The organism is Pseudoalteromonas sp. Xi13, from assembly GCF_003952205.1.
Classification (GTDB): domain Bacteria; phylum Pseudomonadota; class Gammaproteobacteria; order Enterobacterales; family Alteromonadaceae; genus Pseudoalteromonas; species Pseudoalteromonas atlantica.
Genome location: NZ_CP034439.1, coordinates 2,866,686 through 2,885,278 on the forward strand (window position 1 = coordinate 2,866,686; position 18,593 = coordinate 2,885,278).

Genomic DNA, 18,593 nt, shown 5'->3' on the forward strand with positions numbered 1-18,593 from the left:
TGGTAGTTCACGCCGTGTTATATGAAGTTTAAATCAAAAAAATACAGTATCGATTCAACCGATTACCAAGTAGGACAAGATAACGTTAGCAAATGGGGCATGGATATTCATACTAATGTATTTTCTGTTTCTATTGGCCTATCTCTACTTTTTATAATTACTCTACTTGCCCTCTCGCCTAACGAAGCTAAAGAGGCGATTAACTCAATAAAAAATGCCGCACTAACTAATTTTGATTACGTATTTATGTGGGGCGCCAATATATTACTGCTGTTTGCAGTGGGTATTGCCGCTTCACCGCTGGGTAAAATTCGCCTTGGCGGCGATAAAGCAACTACAGACTATTCAACCTTATCGTGGGTATCTATGCTCTTTGCTGCAGGCATGGGTATTGGCCTTATTTTTTGGGGCGTGGCAGAGCCCACCGCCTTTTACACCGACTGGTTTGGCACGCCTCTCAATGCCGAAGCCTTTACCGAACAAGGCCGAGAAATGGCTTTAGGGGCTACTGTTTTCCATTGGGGTCTGCACGCGTGGGCAATTTACGGTATGACCGCTTTATGCCTAGCCTATTTTGTTTACAACAAAGGCTTACCGCTTTCTATGCGCTCAATATTTTATCCGCTTTTAGGAGATAGAGTATGGGGCAAGTTAGGTGATGTTATCGATGTAATGGCGGTATTAGTAACCCTTTTTGGTCTTGCTACGTCGTTAGGCTTAGGCGGGGCACAAGCTGCCAGTGGTATTAGCCACGTACTCGGCTTTAAAAGCTCTTTATTATTACAACAAGGCATTATTTTATTAATTATGAGCTTGGCTATCCTCTCTATTGTGCGCGGTATGGATGGTGGCGTTAAACTCCTAAGTAATATAAATATGGGCATAGCCTTTGTGTTTTTAGCGCTGGTATTTATTTTAAACTTTACCACGGTACTTGATTCTGCATACACAGCCGTAATAGGTTATGTTAAAAATATCATTCCTCTAAGCTCAAGCACAGGCCGAGAAGATACGCAGTGGCTACATGGCTGGACTGTGTTTTATTGGGCGTGGTGGGTTGCATACGCACCTTGCTTTGGTATGTTTGTAGCGCGTATTTCAAAAGGGCGTACCATACGCGAATTTTTAGTGTATGTATTACTCATTCCTACTCTTGTAACTACTGCTTGGATGTCGGTTTTTGGTGGTGTTGCGATTGATCAAATTATAAATGAAGTTGGGGTACTTGGCGCAAACCAAGGTATTACAGATGTAACGCTTAGCTTGTTTTATATGCTAGATGCTTATGCATTCGGTACGCTGCTTTCTCTTTTAGCTGTGGCGTTAATAATTATCTTTTTTGTCACCACCCTCGACTCCGGCTCTATTGTAATAGATAGCCTTACATCAGGCGGAAAACTAGAAGTACCTATAAAGCAAAAGCTAGTATGGGCCGTTATTGCCAGTATTATTGCTATGTTAATGCTGTGGATTGGTGGCACCGATTCAATTCAAGCATTGCAATACATTACTATTATTGCCGCCCTGCCCTTTACTATTATTTTAATTTTAGGCTGTATTAGCCTAGTTAAAGGGCTACTTACAGAAACCGAGCAACCTACACCAATCCCTGCAAAATAAACCCGCTTAGCCCACTTCACTTAATGAGTTTAGTGGGCAAGAGCTAACGGTTTTTAGGCATAAAAAAAGTCCGTGTAAGCGGACTTTTTATTATTTAAATAACAAAACTATGTTTGCTATCTAAAAGGCATTAACCATTAGTAAAACGGGTGTTATTCCCACTCAATAGTGGCCGGTGGTTTACCAGAAATATCGTAAACAACACGTGAAATACCGTCAATTTCGTTAATGATACGGTTAGAAACCACACCTAAAAACTCATACGGTAAATGTGACCAACGCGCTGTCATAAAGTCGATAGTTTCAACACAACGCAGTGATACAACCCAATCATATTTACGAGCATCGCCCATAACCCCTACCGACTTAACAGGTAAGAATACAGTAAACGCTTGGCTTACTTTATGATAAAGCTCAGCTTTGTGTAGCTCTTCAATAAAGATAGCATCAGCACGGCGTAGTAAATCACAGTACTCTTTTTTAATTTCGCCAAGTACACGTACACCTAAACCAGGCCCTGGGAATGGGTGGCGGTAAAGCATGTCGTACGGTAAACCAAGCTCTAAGCCAATTTTACGTACTTCATCTTTAAATAATTCACGTAATGGCTCAACTAAGCCCATTTTCATGTCATCTGGTAAGCCGCCCACGTTGTGGTGAGATTTAATTACGTGTGCTTTACCTGTCGCTGAAGCGGCTGATTCTATTACGTCTGGGTAAATAGTCCCTTGACCTAACCACTTCGCATTTTTAAGCTTTTTAGCTTGCTCATCAAATACATTAATAAACGTATGGCCAATGGCTTTACGTTTTTCTTCTGGATCTGATTTGCCCGCAAGGTCAGCTAAAAATTGCTCCTCAGCGTCTACTTTAACAATGTTTAAGCCAAATTTATTGCCAAACATGTCCATAACTTGCTGACCTTCGTTTAAGCGAAGTAAGCCATTATCAACAAATACACATGTTAGGTTTTCGCCAATTGCACGGTGAATCAGCATTGCTACAACAGATGAATCAACACCTCCTGATAAGCCTAAAATAACTTCATCATCGCCAACGGTTTCTTTAATGCGCTCAATAGCATCATCAATAATTTTGGCAGGTGTCCATAGCTTTTCACATCCACAAATATCAATTGCAAAACGCTCTAATAAACGTTGCCCTTGATGAGTGTGCGTTACTTCTGGGTGAAATTGTACGCCGTAAAAACGTTTTTCTTCGTTAGACATAGCAGCATGCGGACACGTTGGTGTTTTAGCTGTGGTGCTAAAGCTTGCCGGCACTTCCATTACTTTGTCGCCGTGGCTCATCCACACGTCTAAAACGCCGTTGCCGCCATCGGTAATATGATCTTCAATTGCATCGAATAATGCACAGTTACCCACTTTTTCTACTTGTGCATAACCAAACTCTTTTTTATCTGAGCTGTGTACACTGCCGCCAAGTTGAGCTGCCATGGTTTGCATGCCGTAACAAATACCCAGCACTGGCACGCCAGCGTTAAACACGTATTCAGGTGCACGCGGGCTGTTCTCTAGTGTGGTTGACTCAGGGCCACCAGATAAAATAATACCTTGTGGATTAAATTCGCGAATTTGCTCTTCGGTCACATCCCATGCCCACAGCTCACAGTAAACGCCAATTTCGCGGATACGACGCGCGATTAATTGAGTGTATTGCGAACCAAAATCTAAAATTAGAATTCGTGAATCGTGAATATCTTTGCTCATGAAGGATCTCGTAAAGTAGATGCTAGATTCCACTAATTTGCTTAGTGGCTATAAAAGAGGGCTGGTAATTCCAGCCCCGTAATTTAAACGTGTTGTTTAACCTAAGCGGTAGTTAGGCGCTTCTTTGGTAATTTGCACATCGTGAACGTGCGACTCACCCATACCTGCAGATGTAACACGTACAAACTGCGGTTTTGTATTAAGCTCTTCAATGGTGGCACAACCCGTTAATCCCATTGCGCTACGAAGGCCACCCACTTGCTGATGAATAATCGTTGCAATTGGGCCTTTATAAGCGACGCGACCTTCAATACCTTCAGGTACTAATTTGTCAGCTTGGTTAGATTTTTGGAAGTAACGATCCGACGAACCTTCTTTTTGATCCATCGCACCTAATGAGCCCATACCACGGTAAGATTTGTAGTAACGGCCTTGGTAAAGTTCAACTTCGCCTGGCGCTTCTTCTGTACCAGCAAGCATTGAGCCCACCATTACACACGATGCACCCGCAACCAATGCTTTAACAATATCGCCAGAAAAACGAATACCGCCATCAGCAATAACTGGAATGTCACGCCCTTGTAAGCCATCTACCGCATCAGAAATAGCCGTAATTTGTGGCACACCACAACCTGTAACAATACGCGTAGTACAAATTGAACCTGGGCCAATACCTACTTTAACCGCATCCACACCTGCATCTGCAAGGGCAATTGCGCCTTCGGCTGTAGCAACGTTACCGGCAATAATTTGTAAATCTGGGTAAGTTTCACGAGTTTGAGAAACACGGTCAATAACACCTTGTGAGTGGCCGTGTGAAGTATCGATAAGTAAAACATCAACACCCGCCTCTACTAATGCAGCAATTCGCTCATCAGTACCTGCGCCAACACCAACTGCAGCACCTACACGTAAACGACCTAGCTCGTCTTTACATGCATGTGGTTTGTCTTGCGCTTTTTGGTAATCTTTTACGGTGATCATGCCTTTTAGTTTAAACGCATCATCAACCACTAAGATTTTTTCAATGCGGTGTTCGTGCATTAAACCTAAAATTTCTTCGCGCGATGCGCCTTCTTGAACCGTTACCAGTTTGTCTTTTTTAGTCATAACGCTAGAAACAGGCTGTTCAAGTTTCGTTTCAAAACGCATGTCACGACCAGTAACAATACCTAGTAGGTTATTTTCGCTATCAGTAACCGGGAATCCCGAGAACCCTTTTTCTTGCGAAAGAAGCGTCGCATCTGCAATGGTTAAATCGGCAGACACAGTAACAGGGAATGACACAATACCTGCTTCGTAGGTTTTAACTTTACGTACGTTTCTCGCTTGTTCTTCAATGGTCATGTTTTTATGGATAAAACCAAGACCACCTTCCTGCGCGAGGGCAATAGCTAAACGAGCTTCTGTAACAGTATCCATAGATGCTGAAATAAGCGGCAAGTTAAGTTTGATACCACGCGTTAAGCGAGTTGAAATATTTGCCGTGTGTGGCAAAACAGTAGAATGACCAGGTACTAAAAGTACGTCATCAAAGGTAAGAGCTTCTTTAGCGATTCTAAGCATTTTGGCAACTTCTCACATGTGGATCTAAGATAAGGAATTGCGGCCAAATTTTAACAGCGTTGTGGGCATTCGTAAATAATATTTCGCAAATATTTATGATAAACTTGCCTTATAACTTGCCTCATAATAGTTTTAGGTTGTTTTTTATGTTTTCGAAGCCTTCGCAAACGGTTTACACCGTATCGCGCCTTAACAGAGAGATTCGTACAGTTCTTGAGCAGGGCTTTGCATCGCTAATTTTAACAGGCGAAATTTCTAACTTTATTACCCCTGCTTCTGGGCACTGGTACTTTTCGTTAAAAGATGAAAAAGCACAAATTAAAGCGGCTATGTGGCGCGGTAATAACCGCTCTCAAAGTTACCGCCCCGAAAATGGCGCACAAGTAACAGTAAGAGCCCGTGTTTCACTTTACGAACCACGCGGTGATTATCAGCTTATTGTTGAGCATATGGAACCTGCCGGTGAAGGCCAGCTTAAGCAAGAGTTTGATGCATTAAAAATGCGCCTAGCCGCAGAGGGCTTGTTTAGTTCGGCCTATAAAAAACCACTGCCGCAAAATATAAACCGTGTAGGTGTAATAACCTCAGCAACGGGCGCTGCTATAAAAGATATTTTAACCGTACTTAAACGCCGCGCACCGCAATTAGAAGTCATTATTTACCCAGCCATGGTGCAAGGCAAAGAAGCCCATGTGCACTTAATTAACCAAATACAGTTAGCCAATGCACGCAATGAGGTCGACGTACTTATTGTAGGGCGAGGCGGTGGCTCGTTAGAAGATTTATGGTGCTTTAACCATGAGCAGCTTGCGCGTGCTATTTATCAAAGTGAATTACCCATAGTCAGTGCGGTAGGCCACGAAATAGACACAACCATCAGTGACTACGTAGCCGATGTACGCGCAGCAACGCCTTCAGCAGCCGCTGAGCTTGTCAGCCCTAACACGCAAGAGCTACATAGTAAGGTTATTGAGCTCATTAACCGGTTAAATAATGCCTTTAAACACGATATGGCCGATAAGCGCGCACTAGCAACACAGTTACAGCATCGGCTTAACTTGTGTCATCCGCGCAATCAACTTAATCAAAAAGCGCAGCGATTAGATGAGTTAACTATTGCCTTACAACAAGGCATGCGCAATCGCCTTTACCAACAAGAGCGCACGCTTAATAATTTAACCCCGCGTTTAATGCGTCAATCGCCTGATAAAAAGCTATCACAGGCCAGCCATCAGCTTATGCAGATACAAACTCGGCTTGAGCAAGCAATGCAGCACAAGTTGCAACACGCGCAAAATAGCTTAGCGCTGCAAGCGAGTAGGCTTGACTCGGTAAGCCCACTTAATGTTTTAGCGCGCGGTTACAGCATAACCAAAACCCCGCAAGGCAAAGTGGTTAAATCGGTAGATCACATTAAAACGGGTGACGTGCTAATTACAGAGCTGGCCGATGGCGCTATAAAATCAACGGTGTTGTAAAGCTCTTTCAGTTAAAGCTCTGTGGCCATTAGTAAGGTTAGTTCGGTGTCGCTTGACGTTGAGGTTGTTCTTTTAAATTGCAACCAAAACTCTTGCTTCATTAACTTATCGTTTAGCTCTCGCCATTGGGTATGATCAAACGAGTCGTTATCAGTAGGTGCAGCAAGTTCAAATTTACATACGGTGGTTTTACACGCTGCACTAACAATCTCTGGGATAGAGCTTAGATCAGAGGTAAGTAAAAAATCTTGTAAAGCTATTTCTGTTTGATAAGCCCACTCTTCATTACGTATTTGCTCATCAAATTGCGCTTGCAAAACGGCTTGCGCATCAGAGGGGTCACGCAGCTGCTGCGCCGCGTTTTTCATCAAGGCTTTTTGCGCTGCTAATTGCTGTTTAAGCTGCGATACTTGCTCTTCTAAAGGAAGCTCATCTAGCGGTTGTGGATCTGGTTTAGGGGGATTATCTTTTTGCTCTATACGAGCGCTTTGCTCAGGGGCAGCGGGTACAACACGCTTTGCTGTTGCTTCACTGCTTTTAACTGGCTGAACAAAAGGTGCCTGCTGCTTTGTATCAGCATGTTGTAACTTTGCGGGGTTTGCGTCACTTGAAGATAAATTAAAGTAGCTCCACGTTAAACCTACACCCGCAATAAATCCTATCCCTAGTGTTAATAAGCTATTTTTGTTCATTTTAATTCCTTTTAAAATTATTTTTATTTATACAGGCTGCTATTACAGCATGGCGCTGGTGTGTGATTCGTTTTCAGGCTCTGGAGTGGTTAAAAAGTTTTGGTTCATACTTTGCGCCGGACACGGGCAATCCGGTCTGCCAATAATTTTAGCCGGTACGCCTACAGCGGTGGTATGTGGCGGTACCGCAGTTAAAACAACTGAACCTGCGCCAATACGTGCGCCCTCGCCTACTTCAATATTACCCAGCACTTTAGCGCCTGCACCAATAAGCACACCGGCTCTAATTTTAGGATGACGGTCGCCCTGCTCGTTACCCGTACCACCAAGCGTTACCGATTGCAGTATTGATACGTTATCTTCAATTACCGCCGTTTCACCAATAACAATACCGGTGGCGTGGTCAAACATTATCCCTTTACCAACCTGACACGCAGGGTGAATATCAACCCCAAATACTTCTGAGGTTCGGCTTTGAATAAAACGAGCAAGCTCTTTACGGTTTTGCTGCCACAAGCAGTTAGCTAAACGATGCGCTTGAATAGCATGAAACCCTTTTAAGTTTAAAATAACCGTAAGGTAGGTTTCGGCTGCTGGGTCTCTGTCTTTAACGGCTTTAATATCTTCGGCCACATAGGTAAGCATACGGTCGCACTTTACAAACGCTTGGTCAAACAACTCACGTATTGTAAAAGCCGATACAACAGCATCTGCCAACTTATTAGCAACAATAAAGCTTAACGCCGAACCTAAACACTCATGATTTAAAATGCATGAATACACATGACTTGCTAAAAGTGGTTCGCGAGTTACAACTTCATTAGCTTCACTACGAAGCTGTTGCCAAATTTCATGACGCATAATACTACACTGCCTTAAATTGATATAAAAAGAGCCTTTTCCTAAGTTTAACGGATTTAAAGCCTAAGGTGTTAACGCCTTAGTTATTTGTTCTGGTTATTAGGTATAACTAAGAGTAAAAAAATTATATGAGTGCTAAATCACTCACACACAAAGCATCTTTTCCTTTATCTTTTGCTTTATAAAGTAAATCGTCTGCTTCTTTGATTAAATACGCACAGGTAAAGTCACTACTGGGTGTAATAGTAGTGAGGCCTACACTCACTGTAAGGGTTTGGCTGGGTAATGAATGTTTATTTTCAATGTTTAACTGTTTTAATTTTTCTAAAATATCGTTCAATACTAACAAGGCCTGATCTGAGTTTGTATTTCCATACACTAATACAAACTCTTCACCACCAAAACGGGCACATAAATCACCTGGGCGTTTAGTAAATTCATTGAGTACTTTTGCCACCCTTTTTAAGCATGTATCGCCTTGTTGGTGGCCGTAAGTATCATTGAGTAATTTAAAATCATCTATATCAATAATAGCCAACGAAAGCGGCATACCTAAACGCTGACAACGATTCCATTCTTGCTCTAAAAAGGTATCAAAAAAGCCTCGGTTAGCAATATCAGTTAAGCCATCAATAGCGGCAAGTTTTTGTACTTGCTCTTCAGCCAGTTTACGCTCGGTAATATTTTGATGGCTAATAGCGTAATACGCTTTATCTGTATGGCTAAACGACACTACTCGCATCATAAACCAACGTTTTTCATCTTCACTATGGCATGGATATTCTAAATAGAAGTCGTCATTAGCCCCCGAAATAACTGATTTAATGCCGTTAAATGCCTTTAAACCAAAGCTATCTCCTTTTTTAGCAGCTTTTTCACACTCTGCTAAGTAATTTTGCTGCTCCCACATATCACAGCAAGCACAGTCGTTTTGCTCACCAAAGTTTTGCCAGCTTCGGTTTATATAAACTATGTCGCCGTTAGAATTAATAACCACTACTTGGTCGGGCGTGGTATCTAGTACCAACTTAAAAAACGCTTTATCGTCAATCACGAGCTTTCCATTTTAGCTTTGTTGTTAATCAGTATAATCAATAACAATTCTTTAACACAATATTGTTACTTTACTTCACGCTATTTGCATAATTTATTAATGTGAAGTAATACTCCGTATGACAGCTAAATACTCTATAAAAAATATAAAAATTTTACTTTTACATTAAAAATCAGATACTAAAGCAGCATGACAGGGTTACTGTCATATGCCAAACTAGCTACTGGAATACTACTGACGGCGTAAAAAATAAAAACAAACGCTAAATTAGCATCATCAACTCAACAAGGATAACGATGATGAAAAACGATATATTGAATACAAAAAAGCTTGGTTATAAATTTTACTTTCAAGATGGTGACAATCAAATAGCCTGTTTTGGAAGCTACTTCACTGGTAAAGAAGAAGTATTTGTAAACGATGACCTATTCAGTAAAAAACGAAATATCTACTGTGCAAGCACACACTCTTTTGCTTTTGAGGGCTCACAGTACCAAGTAAAATTTGACATGCTTAATATACTTACAGGACGTCTGGAGTGCACTCTTTATAAAAATAGCAGTGTGATAGCCAAACAAGTTCAAAGTAGTCTTTCAGACGATCCTAAAAAGGCAGCATTTTTTCTTGCTGGCTGTACATTAGGTGGGGCGGTGTTTGGCTATACAACGGCAACTATTGTTGAGCTATTTGTAGGGAAGCTTTAACGTGCAATTAAATCCTACAACAGTTAAATCGCTTAGAAGTAAGTTAGATTGGACGCAGCAACAGCTCGCAGATGCCTGCGATGTAAGTTTGCGGACCATTCAACGGGTAGAAAAAGAAGGCGCCGCTTCTAAAGAAACCACTATGGCGCTTTGCGCGGTACTTGAAGTACGCCAAGGCGAGCTAATTAAACTTGATGAGCCTATAAATAATGACGTTAAAAGTACGCCAACTAAAAGCTTTTTAGCGGGAGTGGTTATTAGCTCCTTAATAAGCTTTGCTCTAGGCGCAGGCTCAGTGCTTTTAGCGACTAACTAATATTACGTTTTAATAGCACTAATTAAATAAAAATGCCCCAAGCTATAAGCACTGGGGCATTTTTTATATGTTAGAAAAAGAGATTAATTACTGAAACACTTTTTCAACAGCCATTACTTCAATGTTGTTAGCTGGAATAGCTAATTTATAATCGGCAATGACTTTATCCTCAGCAACAAGCGCTGCTGGTTTTTCTGTGTTGTAAACCATTGGCGATGTTTGCTCTGACACTAAACGTTTTTTCATGTCTTCGCCGTCACCGGTAATAAACACGTACTGTACGTTATCTGTTTGCAGATTATCTTTAATCACGCGATTAACATCAGCAAGCGTTAGCTTTTCAAGTTTACTTGTCACGTATTTTACAAACGACTCTGTGTTATAAAATTCACTATCAAGTGCATAACCTAATTGGCGGTTTTGACTTGCGACAAGCTGCGGTACGTAGTTAATTAAAAAGTTACGTGTTGCTTCAAAGTCTTTTTCGGTTAAGCCATTTTTAATAAGCTTATCCAGCTCAAACAACGCGGTACGTGTTGCAAAGTGTGCATCGTTATTAGAGCGCAGCGGGCGTAACCAAATTTGGAATATTTGCTCAGAGCGTCCTAAGTTTGCATCAGGCTTAGTTTGAAACATGCCACGTGGGAAGTACTCAATGTAGGCGTAATCGCCGTAGTTCATACCACGTGTTTGACGAATTCGCTCATACAAGTATGAGTTAGAACTACGGTGCTCACCAAAGTACGAACGCACCAGCCAAAGGGCTGTCCAATCTTCACTACTACGAATAGTATCAATTGGGAAACCAAACGATACCGCAGTAGATTGCGCCGACTTTTCTACAATCGTGGCATGGTGACCTTTAAGCTCTGGCGCATCAGGAATACTTAAACGGCTTTGCTCGCCTTTAGGTAAGGTTGCTAAGTCGCTCATGATTTCGGTTTTAAGCGCTTTTGGCACAGCGCCAATTAAACCCAGTGTTAGTTTAGATTGGGTAAGCTCTGTGTTGTAAAATGCTTTTACATCATCAAGCGTTAGTGCTTCTAAATCCGAAATATCACCGTAATTGTAGCTTTCGTATGGGTGGCCTTTGTAAAGTGTGCTGTAAAGCACTTCTTTACCTAGCTCTTCATCATTAGAGGCTTTTAAGCCCGATTTAATACCGTCGATCATTTCTTTTTTAAGGCGCTTAAAGTCATCATCTCTAAAACCTGGGTTAAGTAATTGATCGCTTACAAGCGCATACCATGTAGCAGCGTTATCTTTATGAATACGCCCTTGGAATGACAGCATTTCTTTATCTATTTGATAACCAAAGCTGCCAGCAAGCGGATAAAGCGCTTTTTGTATGTCTTTGTAACTCGTACTTTGCGAGCCACCTTGAGCAAGCATAGCGGCTGTGAGCGCAGCAACCCCTTTTTTACCTTGCGGGTCTGCAGCAGCCCCTGTATTGAATAAAAAGTTTACATCAATCAGCGGCGAGCTATTCGTTTTATCAAGCACTTTAAATACGGGTGCCTCTGGCGCTTTATCACGCTTAGCGACTAATGCGTTTAAGCTTGTTTCTTGCTCAAACCCTGGCGCTTTATCAAGTGCAGACATAGTTACGGTAGTACGCGCGTCATCGACAAAATACTTATTAGCCACAGCTTTAATATCTTGTGCTGTGATGTTGTCGGCCGATTTATAAAGCTGGTTAATAACCTCTGGGTCGCGCTCAAAATGCATATAACTTGCAAGGGTTGATGCAATCGCTTGCGATGAGTCTAAGCCGTTAATAAAGCTGTATTTAAGGTTAGACTTTAAATCACTTAGTTTTTGCTCATCAACAAGTTCGGTACGTGCTTTTGCATAAGTGCGGTTAATAGCATCGCGTGCTTTTGCTAAATCATCTTCGTTTTCTACTTTTACAAACACATGCAGTAAGCCAGGATCTTTTGTCTCTGGATTGTAGGTAAACATTTGACTCGCTATTTGTTTATCAACAACTAGCTCTTGGTATAAATCGGAGTTATTAGAAAAATAAAGCTGTGAAATTAAATCAAGTGCGGCTCTGTCTTTTTTAGCAGGCTCCCATGCAGCCCCTTTGTAAGATACAAGCAACCAATGACCAGGCAAACCTTCGTTTTTCTCATGTACATATTTAGGTGCTTGCTGCTTTGGCTCAGCTTTAATATCGGCAACGTAATCGCCTTTTTCCCAACCACCCCAATGCTTTTTAACCATAGCCATTGTTTCTTCTGGCTCTACATCGCCCACAATTACAAGCGATACATATTCAGGCTTATAAAACTTATCAAAAAATTCTTTACCGTACGCCATTTGATCTGGCATGGCTTCTATATCTTCAAAAAAGCCCATGGTGGTATGTTTATAAGTGTGCGTATCAAACGCTTCTTCGCGTACTGCGCTCAATAACTTACGAATTGGGCTGGCGTTATTTTTTAAATATTCCCCTTTAACCGTTAGCGCTTCGGTTCTAAATTGCTCTTCGGTGTAGGTTAAGTTTTGAAAAATATCGGCTTCAATTTCAAGTACTTTATCAAGATGCTGCTTTGAAAAGTTTAAATGGTAGTTTGTGTAATCGTTAGTGGTATAAGCACGGTTATCGACCCCTGCATTTTTAAATATGGCAGTGTATTCGTCTTGCGGAAATTTTTTAGAGCCTTTAAACATCATGTGCTCAAAAAAGTGAGCAAAACCGGTTTTACCTGCTTTTACTTCATTACGCGAGCCAACCGATACCGGAATTTGCAGCGAGACTACATCGGGGTAATCAGTTTTAACAACCATTACGCGTAAGCCGTTATCAAGCTCTTCGATTAAGTACTCTTGCGAAAATACACGTTCGTCAGCTTTTGTTGTTTGCTGTTGTTGTGCCGTTTGGGTGTTTTCGCTTTGCTGTGTTGCGCAGCCTGTTAGTGCCAGCGATACCGCTAAGCTTGTTGCTAGTAATTTAAATTTCATTCTTGTCCCTTTTTAAATTGAGCAAATTTGTTATTAGGTTTAATACTAACTCGCTTAGATTATGCCCCAAAGCCACTAAATATAAGAGCCCATCGGCTATTTATAATGTAAACAACTGTGTCAATTCCCTATTTTAAAAACATTTAAGTATGAAAAAAGCTCAAGTTGATTGAAAAACTTTCACTAAATAAATCTATCTAGACGTCTAAATGGCTGATATATTAAATTACATACATTGGACTAAGCTGGAATGAGGATTATGGCTTTATCACTACAAGAAAAAATAGAAGACACAAATCAAGGTGTTTATCTTATTGGTACTACTCCGCCTAAAATTGGTACTGATAAAGCGCAACTAAAAATCATTGCAGAAAAACTACTTGCTCGCTTACACGAAATTGAATACGACGGCGTGATAATTTACGACATTCAAGATGAAAGTAGCCGTACAGATAAAGCACGACCATTTCCTTTTAAACAAACTGTAGACCCACGTGAATACAGCCACTTACTACGTAATTTATCTGCTCCAGATGTCATTACTTACAAAAGTGTGGCACAGCGTGGTGTAGAGGAGTTTAAAGGCTGGTTGGATGAAACTAAAAACGACTACGATTTAAAAAATGTCGTTTTAGTGGGTAGCCCCTCATCGGTAGGTGATATAAAACTAAGCTTGCCAGATGCCTATAAAACGCTTGCAGAGCAAAGTGATGACTTCTTTTTAGGGGGCGTTACCATTGCTGAGCGACATTCAAGTAAGCGAAATGAGCACGAACGCCTTATAGAAAAAACAGCACAAAGTTGTCAGTTTTTTATATCGCAAGCGGTTTACGACGCGCAAGCAACTATAGAGCTAATAACAAGTTACGCGCGCACCTGTAAAGCACAAGGTATTACACCGAAACGGATTATTTTAACGTTTACGCCATGCGGTGGCGATAAAACCTTAGAGTTTATGCAATGGTTGGGGATCTCAGTGCCAGAGGCCACTAAATGGCGCATGCTTGATGCAGACAATACCTTAAGTGAATCTGTACGTATTTGCCGAGAAAATCTCGACCTAATACTCAAAAGCTGTGCGCACCTTGATGTGCCACTAGGCTTAAATATTGAAAGCTTAACAAACCGTAAAGAAGAAATTGACGCATCAATAAACTTATACCGTTTATTGAAAGCCACTATGGAATTAAACCTAGCCGAAAAACAAATCGCTTAAAGCCTTATTCACACCCTTTATAGCAAGCCTAATGGCTTGCTTTTTTGTTGCTATATTTAAGTGTATTGCTTTTATTATGCTTTTTAGCCAATTTATACGCTTGTTTATTTTTATACATTTGGTGATCGGCCAAATTTAATAACGTATCAAAGGGTTGCTTTTGTTTATTAGTAAAACTTTCGCCTATGCTGAGTGTCAGCGCGCATACGTTGTTTTCTAATAGTGCGTTTTTATACTCAATTTTTATTTTATCAATAATATGGCTAAGCTTACTTCTATCACTAATTTGCATTACTGCTACAAATTCATCGCCGCCTAAACGCCCTACTATATCGGCCTCTCTTAAATGCGTTTTTAAGGTATTTGCTAAGAGGATTAACGCTTGATCGCCTATTTCATGGCCATAAGTGTCGTTTAGTTTTTTAAAGTCGTTTATATCAATAAACAAGCAACACACATCAAAACCTAAACGCAGCGCTAAATTAAGTTTGTGTTGGGCAAGTAAGCTAAGTGCACGGCGATTATAAATATTGGTAAGCGGGTCGAGCATGGCTATTTCGCGCATTTGCTCAAAGCTATAAATAAGCGCTAAATCGTCTTCAATTAAATCACGAAGCTGCTCTATTAGCTCAAAATATTCATCGGTGTAACTGGTTTTTTTTGAATCTTTTAAACACAAGGTGCCAAATACTTCACCTTCAGGCCAGTGAATTGGCAAGCCAAGGTAGGATTCAACGCCATCTTCAATAACCTCGGGCATGGTATTCCACTGCGTATTGCTGCGGGTATCGCTAACATACAAAGTGTTGTTGTTTTCGGCTACATATTTACAAAATAAGGGAGTTTCGGGAGGGAGTATAGGGTTGGTTTCAAAGTGTGAGCCACCTTCATTAGCTCTAATAACTACACGATAACCTTTACTAGTAGCCTGAACTATATAACCAGAGGGGGCCGAAAAAAGCCCCGTAATAAGATCAATGGTTTTTTGCCATTTATGTAATGATATTTGGCCATCGACACCAGAAAACGCCCATTGATCTGTTTCAAACATAACTATACCTCAGCTATTTAGTGGCCTTAGTATAGCCAAATAAATATGTTTAAGGCTACTTTCTGCGGCGTTTACTTGGTGCTCTTTGCCCGGTAATGCGCTTTTTATCGCGATCTTTACGCGCTTTGTTGGTGTTTTTACGGTTATCTTTAGGGGGCTTGTTTAAATCAGGCTCGTAACCTTCTAGCCATTGTGGTGCTAAGCGGGTATCCAGTAGTACTTCAATTTCTTCCAGTAACCACTGCTCGTCAATACTTACCAGCGACATGGCAAGGCCTTGCTCGCCAGCGCGCCCCGTACGACCAATTCGGTGTACGTAATCTTCTGCTATGTAAGGTAGCTCAAAGTTTATTACGTATTTAAGCGCCGGAATATCTAAACCGCGGGCAGCTACATCGGTGGCAACTAAAACCCGCGTTGTGCCTTCTTTAAAGTTTTGTAATGCACGGTCGCGTGCACCTTGAGATTTATCGCCATGGATAGACTCAGTTTTTAAGCCGTCTTTACACATTTCTTTGGCAAGTTTATCGGCCATTTGTTTGGTGCGTGTAAATATAAGTACTTGGCGCCAATTTTTCATGCCAATCATGTGTGATACAAGCTCGCGCTTTCGCTCTTCATCAACTGCGTAAATAACTTGTTCAACCTCTACAGCAGCAGAGTTGCGTTTATCAACTTCAATTAGCTCGGGGTTTTTAAGTAGTTTTTTACTCAGCTCAAACACGCTGTCATCGAATGTGGCTGAGAACAATAAGGTTTGGCGATCGCCCGGAATGTGGCGCAAAATACGTTTTATTTCATCAATAAAGCCCATATCCAGCATGCGGTCGGCTTCATCAAATACTAACGAATCAACACTTGAAAGCACCACACTGCCTTTAACAATATGATCAAGTAAACGCCCAGGCGTTGCGACTATCACTTGCGCCGTTTTAAGCGCTTTAATTTGCGGGCCAATACTTGCACCGCCATACGCTAAAGCGCCTTGAATATTTGTGCCTTGGGCGTATTTTTCAAAGCTTGCGAACACTTGCTGAGCAAGCTCACGCGTGGGCGTTAAAATAACCACTCGGGCTATGCCTGGCTCATCTTTTTTTGGTGTATTTAAAAGCTTATGTAGTAGTGGTAATACAAAGGCGGCTGTTTTACCTGTGCCTGTTTGCGCGCTGCCCATTACATCGCTGCCCGCTAATATGTGCGGAATAGTTTTAACCTGAATTGCGGTAGGCGTGGTGTAATTATTTTGCTCAATTGCGGTTAGTAATAACGAATCGAGTTTAAGAGATGAGAACGATGTGGCAGACATAGGCTTAGCTTTAAAATAACAAAGAGCGCTATTGTACGCATATTACGGTACTGCGTAAATTAACCAGCTCAGAAAAGTATTGAGCTTAGTTGTATTTCCTACACCAATAAAAAAGGCGCTAAATAACAATGTATTTAGCGCCTTTTTTATACCAATCCGCTTAATTAAGTGATCTATTTTGAGGACAGATAAACGTGTTGATAGCTAGGCAAAAAATTCGCTATTTAGTTGTTCTAAATGAGAATTTTTTAACGCAGACAGCAACACTTTTAGCCCCTAAAAATGATTAAGTATTATTGCGGATTGGTATTATAATTTAATAACGTTTTAAACCGGTTTTAAGGTGGCTTTTCGCTCATTATAAAATGCGATTAAGTCATCGACCGTTGCTTGGCAGTATTCACGAATACCCGACACCACCATGTGCTTTTCACCAAAACCCACTTTTTCGCCGTTTTCTAGTAAATTAAAGCGCAAGGTAATTTTGCCGCGCTTACCCGTGTACTCAAAACTTGGCTCAGCAAACTCAAGGGTTGGTGCTTGAATATTAATGTTATCAAGGTTAATGATCATCGACTCGTAAATAACCATAGGGCGCGCTGGGTTAATCATTACATCTTGCTTACCCATTAGCGGAATAATTACGTGCGGAAATGCAGCACCAGAAAACTCAACATAGTTTTTTATTAAGCTATTTGTAAGTGTTGGGCATTTGCTGGTTTTACCTTCGCGTTTTACTTTTAAAATTACTTTGTCGCCGTTGGTTACATTAAACTCATCATCCCCTTCTGGGAAGTTAAGTTTGGTGTTTTCGTCAACCATACCGGCAAAGGTAAATTCCATTCGCTCACTTATACCGTAGCGGTCTAACACTAAAGAAAAAAGTAAGTCTCCTGGCGCGCAAAACTTTTTGGCATCTTTATCATGAAGTGGGTTGTAATCATCGGCAACGCACTTTGCGAAACGACACCCTTGCTCACGAGAGATAGAAACATAATCAGCATGCTGCTGAAAGTAAGGACTTAACATAGATTGTTCACTGCTTAAACTGCTTATAACCTGCCCATACTACCAGAAAAAATTTAAAGAGAGGTCGAATCACTTACAAATTCATACAATTAACTTAAGAGTAAATGTTGCACACACCTGTTTTAGTTAGTAATTTAGGTACCAAACTAAATAAGGGACTAATTATTATGTTACGTGTTTTTGCAGCAATAAGCGTACTCACTACTTTGGCTGGATGTTCTAGCGTGACTTTTCATACCGATATAGATAACGATGTTTTATCTGAGGAAATTGGTACGTACGTTAAAAAACGAGATTTACAACAGTTTTATAGCGACCAAGAAGCACACGAAAGTGGCGCCACACTTTTAGGGCGAATAGAAGGCGAAAGCTGCAATGGCGACGGTAGAGGCGACAATAATATAAGCTACAATCGCTTAAAATCAAATGCTATAGATTTACTTAAAGCAGATGCAATGCGCAGAGGCGGTAACGCCTTTACTATAAATTCTTGTAGCGAAATCTCTGTATCGTATTGTGACCTGTCTGTTTTATGCAGCGGACAGGCCTACGACTATTAATAAATTATATATTAAGCGCAAAGCTTAGTAGTACGCGCTTTCCCGACTCAATTTTAGAAACGCTATGCTCGTATTTGTCGGGTCTAAATAAATATACGCGGTTAAACCAATTAATAATGCATTTTGAGCATTTAAAAACCCCACCAGCTTTAGGTTTTACTAGTACAAAATTAAGTTTGTAGTAGCGCCCTTGCTGTACTGGATCTATATGGTTCATCACACTGTGATGTGTAGGGTAAGTAACTAGGTTTATTGAAAAGGCATTACTGCTAAATAAAGCTTTGTTTTTTACAGGTGCAATCATGCTGCCTCCTTTAAATTTACATGCAGCATTATAGCATTTGCTAAAGCGCCACGGCTTGCGCTAAACAATATCAAAACGCGATGACATATAGCCAAACAGCCTGAAATAAAAAAGCCGAGCTTAATTAATAAGCTCGGCT

16 protein-coding genes are annotated in these 18,593 nt (G+C 40.9%); 6 read left to right on the forward strand and 10 right to left on the reverse strand.

The window, feature by feature from the left end; genetic code table 11:
* Window positions 1-21 precede the first annotated feature (21 nt).
* Window positions 22-1,620: a BCCT family transporter gene (locus EJ103_RS12870; protein WP_126008003.1), complete on the forward strand. Its 1,599-nt coding sequence runs from the start codon at window positions 22-24 to the stop codon at window positions 1,618-1,620.
* A 152-nt stretch (window positions 1,621-1,772) separates the two neighbouring features.
* Here the strand turns inward: EJ103_RS12870 and guaA are convergent, their stop codons facing one another.
* Entirely contained in the window at window positions 1,773-3,350 is a 1,578-nt protein-coding gene (gene guaA, locus EJ103_RS12875) for a glutamine-hydrolyzing GMP synthase (protein ID WP_024033152.1), read from the reverse strand.
* A 96-nt stretch (window positions 3,351-3,446) separates the two neighbouring features.
* Window positions 3,447-4,916: an IMP dehydrogenase gene (gene guaB, locus EJ103_RS12880; protein WP_004586134.1), complete on the reverse strand. Its 1,470-nt coding sequence runs from the start codon at window positions 4,914-4,916 to the stop codon at window positions 3,447-3,449.
* 146 nt (window positions 4,917-5,062) lie between these two features.
* On the opposite strand from guaB, the gene xseA reads away from it, so the two are divergent.
* Window positions 5,063-6,394 carry an exodeoxyribonuclease VII large subunit gene (xseA, locus tag EJ103_RS12885; protein ID WP_055252820.1) on the forward strand — a complete coding sequence of 444 codons (1,332 nt, stop codon included), beginning with the start codon at window positions 5,063-5,065 and terminating at the stop codon, window positions 6,392-6,394.
* An 11-nt stretch (window positions 6,395-6,405) separates the two neighbouring features.
* On the opposite strand, the gene EJ103_RS12890 is transcribed toward xseA, so the two are convergent.
* From EJ103_RS12890 to EJ103_RS12900, 3 genes are all read right to left on the reverse strand, one after another.
* Window positions 6,406-7,086 carry a hypothetical protein gene (locus EJ103_RS12890; RefSeq protein WP_126008005.1) on the reverse strand — a complete coding sequence of 227 codons (681 nt, stop codon included), beginning with the start codon at window positions 7,084-7,086 and terminating at the stop codon, window positions 6,406-6,408.
* A gap of 42 nt (window positions 7,087-7,128) precedes the next feature.
* A complete protein-coding gene (gene cysE, locus EJ103_RS12895) occupies window positions 7,129-7,947 on the reverse strand; it encodes a serine O-acetyltransferase (RefSeq protein WP_004586131.1) in 819 nt (272 codons plus the stop codon).
* A 124-nt stretch (window positions 7,948-8,071) separates the two neighbouring features.
* Window positions 8,072-9,001 (reverse strand): diguanylate cyclase, encoded by a 930-nt coding sequence (locus EJ103_RS12900; protein WP_126008007.1) that lies wholly within the window; start codon window positions 8,999-9,001, stop codon window positions 8,072-8,074.
* Between the two features lie 296 nt (window positions 9,002-9,297).
* Here EJ103_RS12900 and EJ103_RS12905 point away from each other — a divergent pair, with 296 nt between their 5' ends.
* Together EJ103_RS12905 and EJ103_RS12910 are read left to right on the forward strand one after the other, a co-directional pair.
* Complete coding sequence (locus EJ103_RS12905) at window positions 9,298-9,705, forward strand: hypothetical protein (protein WP_054982749.1); 408 nt, start codon at window positions 9,298-9,300, stop codon at window positions 9,703-9,705.
* Between the two features lies 1 nt (window position 9,706).
* On the forward strand, window positions 9,707-10,021 hold the full coding sequence (locus EJ103_RS12910; RefSeq protein WP_054982750.1) for a helix-turn-helix transcriptional regulator: 315 nt from the start codon (window positions 9,707-9,709) through the stop codon (window positions 10,019-10,021).
* Window positions 10,022-10,108: 87 nt separating this feature from the next.
* On the opposite strand, the gene EJ103_RS12915 is transcribed toward EJ103_RS12910, so the two are convergent.
* Window positions 10,109-12,988, reverse strand: a complete 2,880-nt coding sequence (locus tag EJ103_RS12915) for a pitrilysin family protein (RefSeq protein WP_126008008.1) — start codon at window positions 12,986-12,988, stop codon at window positions 10,109-10,111.
* 259 nt (window positions 12,989-13,247) lie between these two features.
* On the opposite strand from EJ103_RS12915, the gene EJ103_RS12920 reads away from it, so the two are divergent.
* Entirely contained in the window at window positions 13,248-14,204 is a 957-nt protein-coding gene (locus EJ103_RS12920; protein WP_126008010.1) for a hypothetical protein, read from the forward strand.
* A gap of 28 nt (window positions 14,205-14,232) precedes the next feature.
* Here EJ103_RS12920 and EJ103_RS12925 read toward each other — a convergent pair whose 3' ends face one another.
* The 3 genes from EJ103_RS12925 to EJ103_RS12935 all read right to left on the reverse strand — a co-directional run bounded on the left by EJ103_RS12925 (window position 14,233) and on the right by EJ103_RS12935 (window position 17,590).
* A complete protein-coding gene (locus EJ103_RS12925; RefSeq protein WP_126008012.1) occupies window positions 14,233-15,255 on the reverse strand; it encodes a sensor domain-containing diguanylate cyclase in 1,023 nt (340 codons plus the stop codon).
* A 55-nt stretch (window positions 15,256-15,310) separates the two neighbouring features.
* Window positions 15,311-16,561, reverse strand: a complete 1,251-nt coding sequence (locus EJ103_RS12930; RefSeq protein ID WP_004586123.1) for a DEAD/DEAH box helicase — start codon at window positions 16,559-16,561, stop codon at window positions 15,311-15,313.
* Window positions 16,562-16,888: 327 nt separating this feature from the next.
* On the reverse strand, window positions 16,889-17,590 hold the full coding sequence (locus EJ103_RS12935; RefSeq protein WP_126008014.1) for a DUF3581 domain-containing protein: 702 nt from the start codon (window positions 17,588-17,590) through the stop codon (window positions 16,889-16,891).
* Between the two features lie 167 nt (window positions 17,591-17,757).
* Between EJ103_RS12935 and EJ103_RS12940 the strand changes: the two genes are divergently transcribed.
* Window positions 17,758-18,150: a hypothetical protein gene (locus EJ103_RS12940; protein WP_126008016.1), complete on the forward strand. Its 393-nt coding sequence runs from the start codon at window positions 17,758-17,760 to the stop codon at window positions 18,148-18,150.
* Between the two features lie 4 nt (window positions 18,151-18,154).
* On the opposite strand, the gene EJ103_RS12945 is transcribed toward EJ103_RS12940, so the two are convergent.
* Window positions 18,155-18,454: a hypothetical protein gene (locus EJ103_RS12945; protein ID WP_024033163.1), complete on the reverse strand. Its 300-nt coding sequence runs from the start codon at window positions 18,452-18,454 to the stop codon at window positions 18,155-18,157.
* Window positions 18,455-18,593 lie beyond the last annotated feature (139 nt).